Annotated in this window: 14 protein-coding genes; 12 read left to right on the top strand and 2 right to left on the bottom strand. The window is 46.1% G+C overall.

Annotated elements, in window-relative coordinates; translation table 11 throughout:
• Positions 1-105 precede the first annotated feature (105 nt).
• A complete protein-coding gene (gene dnaB / locus HNQ56_RS20965) occupies positions 106-1434 on the top strand; it encodes a replicative DNA helicase (RefSeq protein WP_429150141.1) in 1329 nt (442 codons plus the stop codon).
• Between the two features lie 161 nt (positions 1435-1595).
• On the top strand, positions 1596-2375 hold the full coding sequence (locus tag HNQ56_RS20960) for a helix-turn-helix domain-containing protein (RefSeq protein WP_429150139.1): 780 nt from the start codon (positions 1596-1598) through the stop codon (positions 2373-2375).
• Positions 2376-2483: 108 nt separating this feature from the next.
• Here HNQ56_RS20960 and HNQ56_RS20955 read toward each other — a convergent pair whose 3' ends face one another.
• Entirely contained in the window at positions 2484-2651 is a 168-nt protein-coding gene (locus HNQ56_RS20955) for a DUF362 domain-containing protein (RefSeq protein WP_429150137.1), read from the bottom strand.
• A gap of 242 nt (positions 2652-2893) precedes the next feature.
• On the opposite strand from HNQ56_RS20955, the gene HNQ56_RS20950 reads away from it, so the two are divergent.
• Positions 2894-3094 carry a DUF1858 domain-containing protein gene (locus tag HNQ56_RS20950; RefSeq protein ID WP_429150135.1) on the top strand — a complete coding sequence of 67 codons (201 nt, stop codon included), beginning with the start codon at positions 2894-2896 and terminating at the stop codon, positions 3092-3094.
• Between the two features lie 76 nt (positions 3095-3170).
• Here the strand turns inward: HNQ56_RS20950 and HNQ56_RS20945 are convergent, their stop codons facing one another.
• Positions 3171-3944 carry an adaptor protein MecA gene (locus HNQ56_RS20945; RefSeq protein ID WP_429150133.1) on the bottom strand — a complete coding sequence of 258 codons (774 nt, stop codon included), beginning with the start codon at positions 3942-3944 and terminating at the stop codon, positions 3171-3173.
• 324 nt (positions 3945-4268) lie between these two features.
• On the opposite strand from HNQ56_RS20945, the gene HNQ56_RS20940 reads away from it, so the two are divergent.
• The 9 genes from HNQ56_RS20940 to HNQ56_RS20900 all read left to right on the top strand — a co-directional run bounded on the left by HNQ56_RS20940 (position 4269) and on the right by HNQ56_RS20900 (position 13739).
• Positions 4269-5768 (top strand): serine/threonine protein kinase, encoded by a 1500-nt coding sequence (locus tag HNQ56_RS20940; protein ID WP_429150132.1) that lies wholly within the window; start codon positions 4269-4271, stop codon positions 5766-5768.
• Positions 5728-6369: a CpaE/TadZ family protein gene (locus tag HNQ56_RS20935; RefSeq protein WP_429150131.1), complete on the top strand. Its 642-nt coding sequence runs from the start codon at positions 5728-5730 to the stop codon at positions 6367-6369. Before HNQ56_RS20940 ends, HNQ56_RS20935 begins: the two co-directional genes overlap by 41 nt.
• Before the next feature lie 517 nt (positions 6370-6886).
• Complete coding sequence (locus HNQ56_RS20930) at positions 6887-8599, top strand: glycosyl hydrolase family 18 protein (protein WP_429150129.1); 1713 nt, start codon at positions 6887-6889, stop codon at positions 8597-8599.
• 103 nt (positions 8600-8702) lie between these two features.
• The gene (locus tag HNQ56_RS20925; RefSeq protein WP_429150128.1) at positions 8703-9437 is read left to right on the top strand and encodes an N-acetylmuramoyl-L-alanine amidase; all 735 of its coding nucleotides are present in this window, start codon (positions 8703-8705) and stop codon (positions 9435-9437) included.
• Between the two features lie 426 nt (positions 9438-9863).
• A complete protein-coding gene (locus HNQ56_RS20920; RefSeq protein ID WP_429150126.1) occupies positions 9864-10490 on the top strand; it encodes an ECF transporter S component in 627 nt (208 codons plus the stop codon).
• 286 nt (positions 10491-10776) lie between these two features.
• Positions 10777-11271, top strand: coding sequence for a translation initiation factor IF-3 (gene infC / locus HNQ56_RS20915; RefSeq protein ID WP_429150125.1), 495 nt, complete (start codon positions 10777-10779; stop codon positions 11269-11271).
• A 29-nt stretch (positions 11272-11300) separates the two neighbouring features.
• Positions 11301-11498 carry a 50S ribosomal protein L35 gene (gene rpmI, locus HNQ56_RS20910; RefSeq protein ID WP_429150124.1) on the top strand — a complete coding sequence of 66 codons (198 nt, stop codon included), beginning with the start codon at positions 11301-11303 and terminating at the stop codon, positions 11496-11498.
• Positions 11499-11524: 26 nt separating this feature from the next.
• Positions 11525-11881: a 50S ribosomal protein L20 gene (gene rplT, locus HNQ56_RS20905; RefSeq protein ID WP_429150123.1), complete on the top strand. Its 357-nt coding sequence runs from the start codon at positions 11525-11527 to the stop codon at positions 11879-11881.
• Between the two features lie 154 nt (positions 11882-12035).
• On the top strand, positions 12036-13739 hold the full coding sequence (locus HNQ56_RS20900; protein ID WP_429150122.1) for a S8 family peptidase: 1704 nt from the start codon (positions 12036-12038) through the stop codon (positions 13737-13739).
• Positions 13740-13746 lie beyond the last annotated feature (7 nt).

Genomic DNA, 13746 nt, shown 5'->3' with positions numbered 1-13746 from the left:
AAGCGGGAACCGAGTCCATGCCAGCACTTTCGTGGCGATTTATGCGGTAAAAGACATGGACATAAGTATGAGCCTAGCGGCAGGAACGGAGGTATCGGGGTAAGGATGGATGAATCATTTATAAAGAGAATACTTCCCCATAGTGCGGAGGCAGAGCAGTCCGTAATCGGATCTATGATTATGGATAAGGATGCCATTGTGTCGGTCTCCGAGATCATCACTACCACAGATTTTTACGAACAGCAGTATGCCATCCTCTATGAGACCATGCTGGAGTTACATAATGAGGGAAAGCCGGTGGATCTGGTCACCTTGCAGGACCGGCTGAAGGAGAAGGATGTACCCCCCCAGGTCTGCAGCCTGGAGTTTATCCGGGATCTGGTGACCGCCGTTCCCACTTCCGCCAATGTCAGGTATTATGCCCAGATTGTTCGGGATAAAGCGGTACTGCGCCGGCTGATCAGAGTGGCAGAAGAGACAGCCAACGAATGTTATCTGGATAAGGAGAAGCTGGATAGCATTCTGGAGAAGACGGAAAAGCAGGTATTTGATATCGTACAGAACCGGGGGACCAAGGAATTTACAGATATCCGGGAGGTGGTGCTCCGGTCCATCGACAGCATTGAAGCGGCGGCTAAGAACCAGGGAAGTGTTACCGGTGTTGCAACGGGTTTCTATGACCTGGATTATAAGACGGCGGGCTTGCAGCCCTCGGATCTGATTTTGATTGCTGCCAGACCCTCCATGGGTAAGACTGCATTTGCACTTAATATTGCGGAATATGTGGCATTAAAATCCAATGTAACCACTGCTGTTTTCAGCTTGGAGATGTCCCAGGACCAGTTGGTAAAGCGTGTCCTGGCAATGAACTCCAGGGTGGACTCCCAGGCAATCCGAACCGGTAATCTAAGCGGAGAGGACTGGGCATTATTGATGGAAAGTGCCCGTCTTGTCGGTAATTCCAACCTGGTCATTGATGATACCTCGGCAATATCCGTCAGTGAGCTTCGTTCCAAATGCCGCAAGCTGAAGCTGGAGAAAAATCTCGGGCTGGTTATCATTGACTATTTGCAGCTGATGACAGCCGGAAGGAAATCAGAATCCAGGCAGCAGGAGATTTCGGAGATATCCAGATCGCTGAAATCCCTGGCCAGAGAAATTAACGTGCCCGTAGTAGCCTTATCCCAGCTCAGCCGTGCGGTGGAACAGCGTCCGGATAAGCGTCCCATGTTGTCCGACCTTCGTGAATCCGGTGCCATTGAGCAGGATGCCGACGTGGTAATGTTCATTTATCGTGACGATTATTATAACCGGGATACCGAAGAACCCGGTGTTTCAGAAATTATTATCGGTAAGCAGAGAAACGGCCCGGTAGGTACCGTCAAGCTTGCATGGCAGGCCCAGTTTACCAAGTTTGCCAATCTGGAACGTTAGCGGAATGCTTATACTGTAGAAAAGAGGAGACTTCTTTGAGGTTTCCTTTTTTTATGTCGACAAAAAAATGGTAATATATGTAATATAATATTGCAATTGAAATTTGCTATGTTATAATGTAAAAAGTAGAAAATAATTACATAATAAGGGAGGGTGTTGGAGTGGAGGAAGTTAGGTATATGATTTCTGAGGCCTCAAAGCGAGTCGATGTAGAAGCCCATGTTCTCAGATACTGGCAAAAGCAGTTGGGCTTACCGATTTCCCGAAATGAAATGGAACAGCGATATTACAAAGAAGCGGATATTGAGCTTTTTAAAAAGGTCAAGATATTAAAGGAACGGGGATTTCAATTAAAGGCCATTAAAATGCTGATATCTGATTTAGATAAACCGGAGATGCTGGATGCTCAGGCTGAGGTATTTCTGATAGGAAGACAGGATGGAAAGGAGCAGGACATGCAGCAGGATGAGAAAGAACGGGAGAAGAATGAGATGGGGAAAGAGGATATGGGGAAGGACGAGTTAGAGAAAGAAGGACTGGGAAAGGACAGGCTTAAAGATGAGGGCTTGCAAAAGGAAGAGCCGGGGAGCGGGGAACCGGAGGAAGGCGGGACAAGCCTGATTGCAGAAAGCAGCGGCGACATTACCGAAGGGACAGGCTCGAAGATGGATCAGTTTAAGGCTGTATTAAGCCATATTGTATTAGAGGCTCTGAAGGAGAATAATATCGCCCTTTCCCAGGACATCAGCGCCAATGTTACAGACGGTGTAATCAAGGAAATGAATTATCTGATGCGCCTGCAGGAGGAAAAAGAGGAAGAGCGTTACCGCAAATTTGATGCGACCCTGCGGGATTACCAGAAAAGCAGAATGATGTCCGCGGCCACAACAGACCGCAGAAAAAAATCAAAGTTTTTTAAGAAAAACAGGGTGTACATATAAAGGAGAGGGCATTGCCATCTGAACTGTTACAGGGGAATAGATAGAAAAAAAGAGTGAAGCAGATGCGAAGAAAACGCAAAGGGCCTCACTCTTTTTATGTAGCTTTTGTTATGCTGAAATCGCGCCTGTAGGGCATGTATCTGCACATGCTCCGCAGTCAATACATGTATCCGGAGCAATTTCATAATGATTAGCGCCTTCAGAAATGGATTCTGTGGGGCAGGAATCTACACATGCGCCGCAGCTGATGCAGTCATCGCTAATAGTATATGCCATCTTCAAACAACCTCCTTTTCCTAAAGATCCATTATATTTTAATATAGTATGATAAATATTGCAAGGCTATTTTGAAGATTTGACAAGCTGCTGACAGACACCCATTTTAAATGGAGGCTTGACGTTCCCGGATCAATAGAATATAATAGGCCTAAGCTATTGCGAAAGCGGAAAACCGCGTCATAATAGACGAAATCCTACAAGTTAGGTTAAAATATCATTTTATTAAGGAGGAAGAAAATATGGCAAAGATTACGAAGGACATGACAATTGCGCAGGCGATTGCTATTGATCAGAGCATTATTCCGGTATTATTAGATATAGGGATGCATTGCCTTGGATGCCCGTCCGCCCAGGCTGAGACCTTGGAAGAGGCAGCTATGGTTCATGGATTAGATCCGGAGGATCTGATGGAGAGAATTGAAGCCGAAGTCGGCGAATAATGTGTATAAAATAATATATGTAAAAAGAGCTGTGTACCGGTGATGGAACCCCTGGTACACAGCTCTTTGCTTGTCACTACATAACGGAAAGAATCTGCAAAGCATGATCCTTGACGATTACTTCAAAATGCTCATCATAATAACTGGAGCTGGCATAAGTGGAACGCTCCACCCGGCCGTATTCGGAAATGATATTGCATACCTTGTTGAACTCCTCGGGAGTGTGGTCGGAGATGCTGACTACCAGATAGTAGGTGGCATTCACCGGATTCTTATATAAGGTATTGCTGCCGTTGTAAGTGCCCACCATGATATAGGCCAGCTGGGTCACTTCCTGCAGGGAGCGGAAGGAATAGATCTTAACCAGATTAGCAGGAACATGGGCACTGGATTTGGCGGGAACTTCATTCACAGGAAGAGCCGGCTCTTCCAGAATATCCTCCTTTGACTGGTCCAGAATATCTTCATTTATATCATCATCCATCTGGTCAAAGCAATTTATGATCTCGTCCGCATAGGAATCCTCATCGGTATCCGGCTCTCCCTGGCCTTCGGGAAGATTGAAGGAGGAAAACTTGGAGAAGCGGGTGTCCAGCTCATCCGGATCCTCTACCTTGGTAATTACCAGGATCAGACATTCGGTGGAAACCGGAATAGCTTCAATCATCAGCGGAATGTCGTCTACTTCAAATCCGAATTCGTAGAAAGCCTGTTGAATCATATCACGAAACAGAGCCTTTGCCTTCTCTGTGCCATATGCCAATTCACTTATCTTCAGCTCACGGTCAATTAGATCACTTTTATTCAAGGTACAACGGATCTGATTGTCACTGATCTTTTCTATTTTCATAAAGTTACACCCCTTTCTGAACTAAACAGGAACTGCTTATGGTCGGATATACGATAAGCATCCATCGGTGTAAAAAAAGTATAATTTAAAACACAGGTAAAGTCAATATGCCCAGATATGAAATTTGTGTTAATAAATCCTGTATTTTCGGGCTATGCTGGGGGTTTAATTCGTTATTTGTAACAAAAGTTTTATAAATTATCATGATTTTTAACAATAGGAAAAGAATTGCATTCCACCCATTATTCGGATATAATAAAAATGTGATCTGTTTCCTGGTATATGCCCTTAAGTCGGTAAGACAAACTGGCAGGAAAGGAGAGAATGCAGCAGGAAATCTGGTTTCAAAAATATCAAATCTTGGGTCTTCTCGGCAGCGGAGGCACTGCCAGGGTATATCTGGCCCGACATGTCAAGTTAAATTCTTATCGTGCAATCAAATGTATTTCAAAAAACAATCCCCTATATGAGTTACAACGTAAGGAAGCAATCATATTAAAGAGCCTGAGACATTCTTGTATCCCTATAATTTATGATATTGAGGAAGATGAAGAAGGTTCCTATATCATTGAGCAATATCTGGAGGGAAGCACTCTGAAGGAATGTATCCGGACTAAGGGACCGCTTCCGGAAAATATCCTAATCGAATATGCAGTTCAGCTCTGCGGTTTAATCCATTATCTTCATTCTTCTGATCCGCCCCTTCTTTATGTAGATCTCAAGCCGGATAATATTCTGATCCATAATTCCCAGCTCAAATTAATTGATTTTGGCAGTGCCGTCTATCGGGACGAGCATTCCGCCGGAAGCTTAACGGCTGCAACAAAGGGCTTTGCCGCTCCGGAGCTTTACCATCGGGGGAGGATCGATGAACGCTGTGATATATACGGAATGGGGATGCTGCTTTATTATATGGCATCCGGAGCGGCAATATCACCGGAAGCAGGGAGCATTTCCAATATAGATCAAAGTGCGGACTGTTCGGAGCAGCTGAAGAGGATTATTAACCGCTGCCTGCGGTATCGGCCGGCACTGAGATATTCATCCGTGGAGCAGCTGAAAAAACAATTATCAATATTAGGAGGAAACAGTCACGGCAACCGGAAGCCCGATCATGGGATTACAGTTGCGATTGCGGGATCACAGCCCAGAATTGGAGTGACCCATCTGGCTTTTCGGTTATGCCTCTATATGAAAAGCCGCGGTATTTGCTGCCTATACCGGGAGAGTAATGAAAGCGGGTGTCTTCAGTCGCTGAAGGACGATGCGGCAATGCAGAAAGAGAGAGAGGAGGTGCTGCGCTTTAAAGGGATATCTGTTCTGGACAGAAAGCCGGAGACCATGGGCGGAACCCCTGCCGGAGATTCCATTGATACCGGTGTGCTGGTAGTGGATTATGGAAGATTGTCCAGGGACAACCGGGAGAAATTTCTGGAGGCGGACATAAAGCTGTTGGTACTCGGTGCCAAGGAATGGGAATTGGCTTATTCGGAAGAGGTGTTGGATGGAATAGCAGAATATAAAGAGATTTTCTATTTGTTTAATTTCCTCAGCGGGAAGCAATTCCAATGGGCTGCGGCAAATATGGGGCGGCAAAGATGCTGCCGTATTCCCTATGAACCGGATCCCTTTGCCAGAACTGCCCTTCATAACGGACAGGAACTCTTCGATGAATTACTGGGACTTAGAAACGGCTGCCGGGGAAGAAGGAAGAAGACCGCCTTCCTGCATAGGGGCAGGCGGGAAGAAAGGAGTGATTTGCGCCGCCGGTGCCGGGGACGGAATGGAGACTACTATGAAAACCAAGGCGATATTATTCAATAAGCTGGCTCATCGGGCCGAAAGAAAGACCAGGAAGGTAATCGGACTGGTCGGAACGCATCATGGAACCGGAGTAACCCATACCGGGTTGCTGCTTGCCTTCTATCTCGGGGAAGAGCTTGGTAAAAGAACCGCATTGCTGGAGTGTAATGGGCATGGAGATATGGGGTTGATCCGGGAGGCCTATCAATGGAACAGTGCGGCCGAAGAGGGCTTCACCTACCACAGGATAAGCTGCTACCAGGAGGTTGTACCCGGTCAGTTGGTGCGGCTGCTGGGAGGAGATTACGAATATGTTCTTCTGGACTTTGGAACAGATCTGATGAAAAATCGGGAGGAATTGCTCCGCTGTTCTATTCGGATTGCGGTAGGCGGACCCTCGGCATGGGACTTACAAAAGCTTGGCTGCTTTATGGAAAGCCTGGACGATATAGGGGGAAGAGACTCCTGGCTCTATTTTATCCCCCGGGGAAGAAAGGAGATGATACAGAAGCTGCAAAAAAAGATAAAACAAAGGATATGGGAGGTTCCGGAGTCCCCGGATCCCACCCGTATCAGCCGTGATGTAAAATTATTGATGGAACGCTGCTTCCGGTTCAGGTAGCTGAATCGTTTCCGGAGAAGGAGCCTGGACCTCTGATCAGGAAGGATACATTCATAACAATGTATAACATATCACAAATGACCTTCTTATCCATGGAGCCAAACAATTTCAACCAATGACACCATCGCTTCTGTCCGGAGGAATATCTGCATCGAACACAGTGAATGAACATCATGGCATGGAGTATCATTGTCTTCCCTGCTGCAACAGCCGATAACCGGCACTTAAAAAGCCCTCTATACTTTTTGACCGGGACATCTTGTCACTCCGGCTGGCTGCGGCAGGGAAGCCTGAACCATTATGAAATTTCGTTCCAGTCCAAAGGGTGGCAGGGAGGAGGGCATAGTACTCCCTGCCACCCTTTGAACTGGAACGAAATTTAAGGAATAGCTAAGATAAAGTCGAATTTAGTAATGACGGGATGCCGAAACAATGCTATAATACAAAATGAGCAGAAAAAAGCTGCTGCAAAAGTCTCTGAGAGGAGCATTATAGAAGGAAAGGCACAGGTACTGGTATGGATAGACGTTTTAAATTGGCGGTAATCGGAGCAGCTGCCGGAATTATTATTATACTGATATTAGTAGGAGCCTGGGCGGTAGAGAAGCTGTCCCCCAGTGACGAGATTATGCCTCTGGAAGACTATTACGAAGTAAAGGAATCGGAGGTATTGATCGTGCTTCAGGATGAGATCTACGACACCAGAGGACTCTTGATTGACGGCTCCGTTTTTATAGACTATGATACGGTGGTCGAACAGTTCAACCACCGGTTTTATTGGGATTCCAATGAAAATATATTAACCTATACGACACCCGGCGAGATCATACGGACGGAGGCCGGCAACAAAAGCTACTCGGTTACCAAGAGTATGATTGAGACAGATATGGATACACAGATACCCGCAGTATATATCTTTGCAGACAAGGTCTATGTCTCCCTGGATTTTGTACAAAAATATTCAGACCTTACGTACCAGTATTATGAAAATCCCAGCCGTGCGGTGGTTCAGTACAAATGGGGGGATTATCTGTTTACAGAGGTTCTGAAGGACACCCAGCTGAGAACCGGGCCGGATATCAAGAGCCCCATACTGACGGAGCTCTCATCGGGTACAAGCCTCATGCTGGTGGATACGGACGAGGTTCCTGAGAAGGGCTTCATAAAGGTCATGACAGAGGATGGTATCAAGGGATATGTAAAGTCCAGGAATACCAAAGAATCTTCTTATAAGACCATCGAGAGCAGTTACCAGGAACCGGAGTATACCTCCCAGACCAGGTCGGGCTCTGTGAATCTGGTATTTCATCAGGTATTCAACAAGGACGCGGCGGACAATCTGGGCAACTTAATTGCTCAGACCAAGGGAGTGAATGTAGTATCTCCTACCTGGTTCAGTATCAATGATGTCTCCGGCACAATCTCTTCCCTGGCAACAGAACAGTATGTAACAAGGGCAAAGGAGCTGGGCTTGGAGGTATGGGCTTTGGTGGACGATTTTAATACAGAGGTCAGCAAGTATGATCTGTTTTCCCGCACCTCACGGAGAGATAATTTGTCCAATGCATTGATTCAGGCCGCACTGGATTATAAGCTGAATGGAATTAACATTGATTTTGAAAAGATATCAAAGGATACGGGAGAGCATTATGTTCAATTTCTGAGAGAGCTGTCTGTAAAATGCAGAAATAACGGAATTGTCCTATCGGTAGATAATTATGTTCCCGCGCCCTATCGAACGTATTATGACCAGGAGGAGCAGGGAAAGATAGTGGATTATGTTATTGTAATGGCATATGATGAGTTCTACTCGGGCTCCGAGGTGGCGGGGCCGGTAGCATCCATAGGTTTTGTCACAGATGCGGTCAATAACATCCTTCAGCTGGTGCCCAGGGAAAAGACGATTATTGCAATCCCCTTCTATACCCGTCTTTGGAAGGAGCTTCCGGGAGGAGAGGTAAGCTCGGAGAGCTTCGCCATGACTCCCGCTGCCAAGCTGCTGGAGGACAACGGAGCGGAGGTTGAGTGGAGTGACGAATACGGCTGCCATTATGCCGAGTATGAGAAGGATGGTGCAACCTATAAAGTCTGGCTGGAGGATGAAAAGTCTATCGAAGAGAAGATGAAGGTGATCTATGAAGCGGATGTGGCAGGTATCGCAGCCTGGAAACTTGGTCTGGAGAAGGAGATTGTCTGGAACGTCATTACGCCGTATTTGAATTCAAAATAAGAACCGTTGTACCCACCGCATATGCAGCCCCGCATAAATGCACTGGAATAGTACGATTATCCCTTTCATAAGATATAAAGAGTCCGGTTTGGGAAGAAGTACTATGAAAAAATATTTTAATATTATTTTTCTGCTTTTTATTAGCCTTGTCACTATCCTGTCCTCGGAGGCAGGAGTTAAAGTAATAAAAAATGCGGATGAGATGAGCTGGAATGAAGCAGCCTCAGGGGCCGTGAATTTGGATACCGGCAACGGGAGACAAAGCATAGTTGTCATTGATCCGGGACATGGCGGAAGAGATCCGGGGAAGATCGGTGTAAATAATGCTCTGGAGAAGGATATTAATTTGAGCATTTCCCTGAAGCTGAAGGAGCTGCTGGCTCAGAAGAAGATACAGGTTATTGTAACCAGGGAAGAGGATGTGGGACTGTATTCGGAGAGTGATTCCAACAAGAAGCGCGCAGATCTGAATGCGCGGGTTGCGCTGATCAAAGAAAGCAACGCGGATATTGCCATTAGCATCCATCAGAATAGCTTTACGGAGGAATACGTCAAAGGAGCCCAGGTATTCTATTATTCCACCTCGGAACAGGGGAAACGGCTGGCTCAGATCATGCAGGAGACGCTGGTGGAAACCCTGGCGGACGGAAATCATCGCAAGGCCAAGCCCAACAGCAATTATTTTATGCTCCAGAAGGTAGAATGCCCCCTGGTCATTGTGGAGTGCGGTTACCTCTCCAATCGGGAGGAGGCTGCACTGCTAATTGATGATGAATATCAGGGTAAGATGGCCCAGGCCATCTGCCAGGGGATATTAGCTTATTTGGATATTAACTAATATTTTTTCTTGCATTTTTAGAAAAAATAAGGTAGTATACTATTACAATTGAATAAGTAAGAGAATTCTTTGAGACAATCCGGGCCTGTCCGGTGTGTCGGATATGATTCAGGTAAGCTTCATTGTACCCGCAGCCGGGACAATAGAAGCGGTCGTGAAGCGGACACGGATGAGGTGAGGCAGCCTGGAGATTTCTCTCGCCCGATGGATAGTCCTGACCCTCTTTTAGTTACGGCAGGAACTGGAACGTGGTTAAATTCGTAAGGATGTGAATGATATCATTCGCATGAATTAATATACGTTAAAGTGAGCACCGTATTGCAGAGCCGGAGGATTTCGGATTAGACAGTACGGTGCTTAAATTATTCAATCGTAAATTGACCAATACTATAATTTAGATTGGAACAATCAGATTGGAGGAAAGAAATGAAAACAATTACAAACAAGCAAACCTTGAAAATGGTACAGCTGGCACTATTTACGGCCATTATACTGCTGATGGCATTCACACCCCTGGGGTATATCCGTACTCCAGGACTGGAGATTACTATGATTGTGGTGCCTGTCACCGTGGGCGCGGTAATCCTGGGCCCGGCAGCCGGAGCCATCCTGGGAGGAGTCTTTGGCCTGACCAGCTTCATCCAATGCTTTGGAATGAGTCCCTTTGGGGCGGCGCTGCTGGGAATCAGCCCGATAGGAACTTTGGTGCTGTGCCTGATACCGCGTATTCTTATGGGATGGCTGGCCGGACTGATCTTCCAGGGGATGAAGAAATGGGGAAAGGTAAATATGCTTTCCCATGCGGTTGCCAATCTGGCAGGGCCGCTGCTTAACACTCTGTTCTTTATGACGGCATTAACGTTGATTTTTTATAATACGGAATATATCCAGGGCTTTGTAGCCGGTCTGGGTGCGGTCAATCCGCTGGAATTTGTATTGTTATTTGTAGGGATCAATGGACTGATCGAAGCTTTGATCTGTTTTGTAGCCGGCACCGCAGTGTCCAAGGCGGTTGAGATCTTTGTCAGAAAGTCCGGGATGCAGGTTGGCTGAAAAAAGTGATTGACACGGCTTCATTATTGTGTTATGGTATATGAGCTATGAATACTTTTGACGGTATTCATAAGGTACGAAGAAGAGAATCCATCTCTCACCCATAGCGTAGAAGTATTTACTGTGAACGGGTTAATGCAAATAAGATTTCGGTACTGTTCTGTAAGAGAGCATTATGTGATTGTGCATTTGGGTGGATATTCTTTATCCACCCTTTTTATTGGCAAAGGAACCATGTAACAGTTTGACTTATAACCTATGGAGGTGTAGTACTATTAGCGATTTAATGATTAATGAACAGATCAGGGACAAAGAAATTCGATTGATTGGGGAAAACGGAGAGCAGTTGGGGATCATGTCTTCCAGGGATGCAATGAAGCTTGCCAAGGATGCGAATCTTGATCTCGTCAAAATAGCCCCGACCGCCAAGCCGCCGGTCTGCAAGATTATCGATTACGGCAAATACAGATATGAGCTGGCAAGAAAAGAAAAAGAGGCCAAGAAAAAGCAGAAGGTTACCGAAGTGAAGGAGATCCGCTTATCACCGAATATCGATGATAATGACTTGAATACAAAGGCAAACCAGGCCCGTAAGTTTCTTACCCACGGCGATAAGGTGAAGGTGGCATTGCGCTTCCGCGGCCGTGAGATGGCCCATACCTCATCCTCAAAGGTAATTTTGGATACTTTCTTTGCAAAGCTGGAAGATGTGGCTGTAGTGGAAAAGCCCGCAAAGCTGGAAGGAAGAAATATGATTATGTTCTTAACAGAAAAACGTTAAAATACTAGATTTATTAAGGAGGAAATACCATGCCCAAGTTAAAAACAAGCAGAGCAGCAGCAAAGCGCTTCTCCATCACAGGAACCGGTAAATTAAAGAGAATGAAAGCTTATAAGAGCCATATCCTGACAAAGAAATCCGCTAAGAGAAAGAGAAATCTCAGAAAAGCAGCTATGACGGATGCAACCAATATTAAAAATATGAAGAAGATCTTACCATATCTGTAGAGATTGGTCATAAGGAGGAATAGAACATGGCTAGAATTAAAGGCGGATTGAACGCTAAGAAAAAACATAACAGAGTATTGAAGCTGGCTAAGGGTTACAGGGGAGCCAGATCCAAACAGTATAGAGTAGCAAAGCAATCAGTGATGAGAGCATTAGCCTCTTCTTTTGCAGGAAGAAAAGAGAGAAAGAGACAGTTCAGACAGTTATGGATTGCCAGAATTAATGCTGCAGCCAGAATGAACGGCCTTTCCTACAGCAGATTAATGCATGGTTTGAAGGTAGCAAATGTGGATATTAACAGAAAGATGCTTGCGGAGCTGGCAGTTAATGATGCAGAAGGCTTTAAGGCCATTGCTGAGGTTGCAAAGTCTAAGCTGGCATAAGAATACAATGAACGAGGGAGATGCTGCGGCATCTCTTTTTGTTGCACGGGAGAATCTGCAAGCGGGCTCTTTATTTTTATAAAAGTGAAATATTACGAAAGGCTTTCATATATTATATATGAAAGCCTTTCGTGTATAGAAAAGGAATAAGATTATGACAGAGCAGGAACGGGAGCGGATTATCAGCAACGAGTATGCGGATCTGTTGATTAACTACAGTGGGGACTTGAGCATACTAACTAATTTCTACGATGCCACAGTTCAGATCATAAATTTTTTTACCGCAGTGGTGCATGTGCCGGTAAACCAGATTACCAATACTACCGTAATGAGCCTGGGGTATTCTGTTATGCCCTCTATGTTCGGACTGATCAGCAGAGCCAGTCTGGAGGCTTCCGGGATTCCACGGATCCGCAGTGTTCCCAATTTCAATTTACGGGGCCAGGGAGTTCTGGTGGGGATTTTGGATTCCGGAATTGACTATCTTAATCCGGTCTTTCGCAGAGCCGATAATACCACAAAGATTGTATCCATATGGGATCAGACGATTGTAAGCGATAATTTCCCGGAGGGAGCCAATTATGGAACAGAGTATGACAGGGAAGAGATCAATGCGGCTTTGCAGAGCCAGAATCCCTATGAAATTGTTCCGACCGTGGATGAAATTGGACATGGCACTATGATAGCCGGCATTGCGGCCGGGAATGAAGTGCCGGAGAGTGATTTCTATGGTGTCGCACCGGATGCGGAGCTGGTAGTGGTCAAATTAAAACAGGCAAAAGAGTATATGAGAGACTTTTTTCGGATTCCTCCGGATGTGCCCTGCTATCAGGAGAATGATATTCTGTTTGCAGTTGATTATCTAATGCGCGTCGCATCCAGACTGCAGCGGCCTATGGCGGTATGCTTTGCACTGGGAACCTCCCAGGGAGCGCATGACGGAAGAGGAACCCTCAGCAGCTATATCTCCCTGCAGGCGGAAAATATGGGATACGGCTTCCTTGTTGCAGCGGGGAATGAAGGGAATGCCAGAAGGCATTATTATGGAACCATTGATCCGGATACCGGCTACAATACCATGGAATTGCTGATCGGTGAGAATGAGCCTGGCTTCTCCATGGAAATCTGGGGTGATTCCGGCGGAGTATTCTCTATTGACATACAGACACCTTTGGGCGAATATGTACCTCAGATTGTTCCCAGGCTGGATGAGAACAGGGATGTGACCTTCATTTTTGAAAGAACAGAAATACAGGTGGATTACCAGGTTATAGAATCCCAGAGCGGGGATCAGCTGATTTTAATCAGGTTCCGGAATCCCAGTCCCGGAATCTGGCGCTTTAATGTATACGGAAGGGGAACGCTGTCCAGAGGCTTTCATTCCTGGCTGCCAATGCAGGGCTTTATATCGGAAAACACTTATTTTGTGCGGTCTGATCCCTATACTACAATCCTGTCCCTGGGCAATGCTGTTGTTCCTATAACCGTTACTGCCTATAATGTGGAGGATGGCAGTCTCTATCTCAATTCCAGCCGGGGATTTACCAGAACAGGAGTGATTAAGCCGGAAATAGCAGCGCCGGGGGTCGGCATCGTAGCCCCGGTACCGGGAGGAGGCTTCCGAGAGGTGACAGGGACCAGCGCCAGCGCCGCCCATACCACAGGTGTGGCCGCCATGCTGCTGGAGTGGGCCATTGTGCGCGGGAACCAACCCAGTCTCAATACCCTTGATATGAAAATATTTATGATTCGGGGAGCACGGCGGGAGCTTAATATCCGATACCCGAACCGGGATTGGGGATATGGTATTCTGGATGTATACAATATCTTTGACTCGCTGCGGATTGGCGCTATGTAAGGAAGGA

Source organism: Anaerotaenia torta, from assembly GCF_050433395.1.
GTDB lineage: Bacteria > Bacillota > Clostridia > Lachnospirales > Lachnospiraceae > Mobilitalea > Mobilitalea torta.
This window is presented reverse-complemented; position numbering and strand designations above follow the sequence as displayed.

Bases quoted from the DNA above. Each gene is read 5' to 3' on its own strand.
- dnaB (WP_429150141.1), top strand. From the start codon at position 106: ATGGATGAATCATTTATAAAGAGAATACTTCCCCATAGTGCGGAGGCA.
- HNQ56_RS20955 (WP_429150137.1), bottom strand. From the start codon at position 2,651: ATGGCATATACTATTAGCGATGACTGCATCAGCTGCGGCGCATGTGTA.
- HNQ56_RS20950 (WP_429150135.1), top strand. From the start codon at position 2,894: ATGGCAAAGATTACGAAGGACATGACAATTGCGCAGGCGATTGCTATT.
- HNQ56_RS20945 (WP_429150133.1), bottom strand. From the start codon at position 3,944: ATGAAAATAGAAAAGATCAGTGACAATCAGATCCGTTGTACCTTGAAT.
- HNQ56_RS20940 (WP_429150132.1), top strand. From the start codon at position 4,269: ATGCAGCAGGAAATCTGGTTTCAAAAATATCAAATCTTGGGTCTTCTC.
- HNQ56_RS20935 (WP_429150131.1), top strand. From the start codon at position 5,728: ATGGAGACTACTATGAAAACCAAGGCGATATTATTCAATAAGCTGGCT.
- HNQ56_RS20930 (WP_429150129.1), top strand. From the start codon at position 6,887: ATGGATAGACGTTTTAAATTGGCGGTAATCGGAGCAGCTGCCGGAATT.
- HNQ56_RS20925 (WP_429150128.1), top strand. From the start codon at position 8,703: ATGAAAAAATATTTTAATATTATTTTTCTGCTTTTTATTAGCCTTGTC.
- HNQ56_RS20920 (WP_429150126.1), top strand. From the start codon at position 9,864: ATGAAAACAATTACAAACAAGCAAACCTTGAAAATGGTACAGCTGGCA.
- infC (WP_429150125.1), top strand. From the start codon at position 10,777: ATGATTAATGAACAGATCAGGGACAAAGAAATTCGATTGATTGGGGAA.
- rpmI (WP_429150124.1), top strand. From the start codon at position 11,301: ATGCCCAAGTTAAAAACAAGCAGAGCAGCAGCAAAGCGCTTCTCCATC.
- rplT (WP_429150123.1), top strand. From the start codon at position 11,525: ATGGCTAGAATTAAAGGCGGATTGAACGCTAAGAAAAAACATAACAGA.
- HNQ56_RS20900 (WP_429150122.1), top strand. From the start codon at position 12,036: ATGACAGAGCAGGAACGGGAGCGGATTATCAGCAACGAGTATGCGGAT.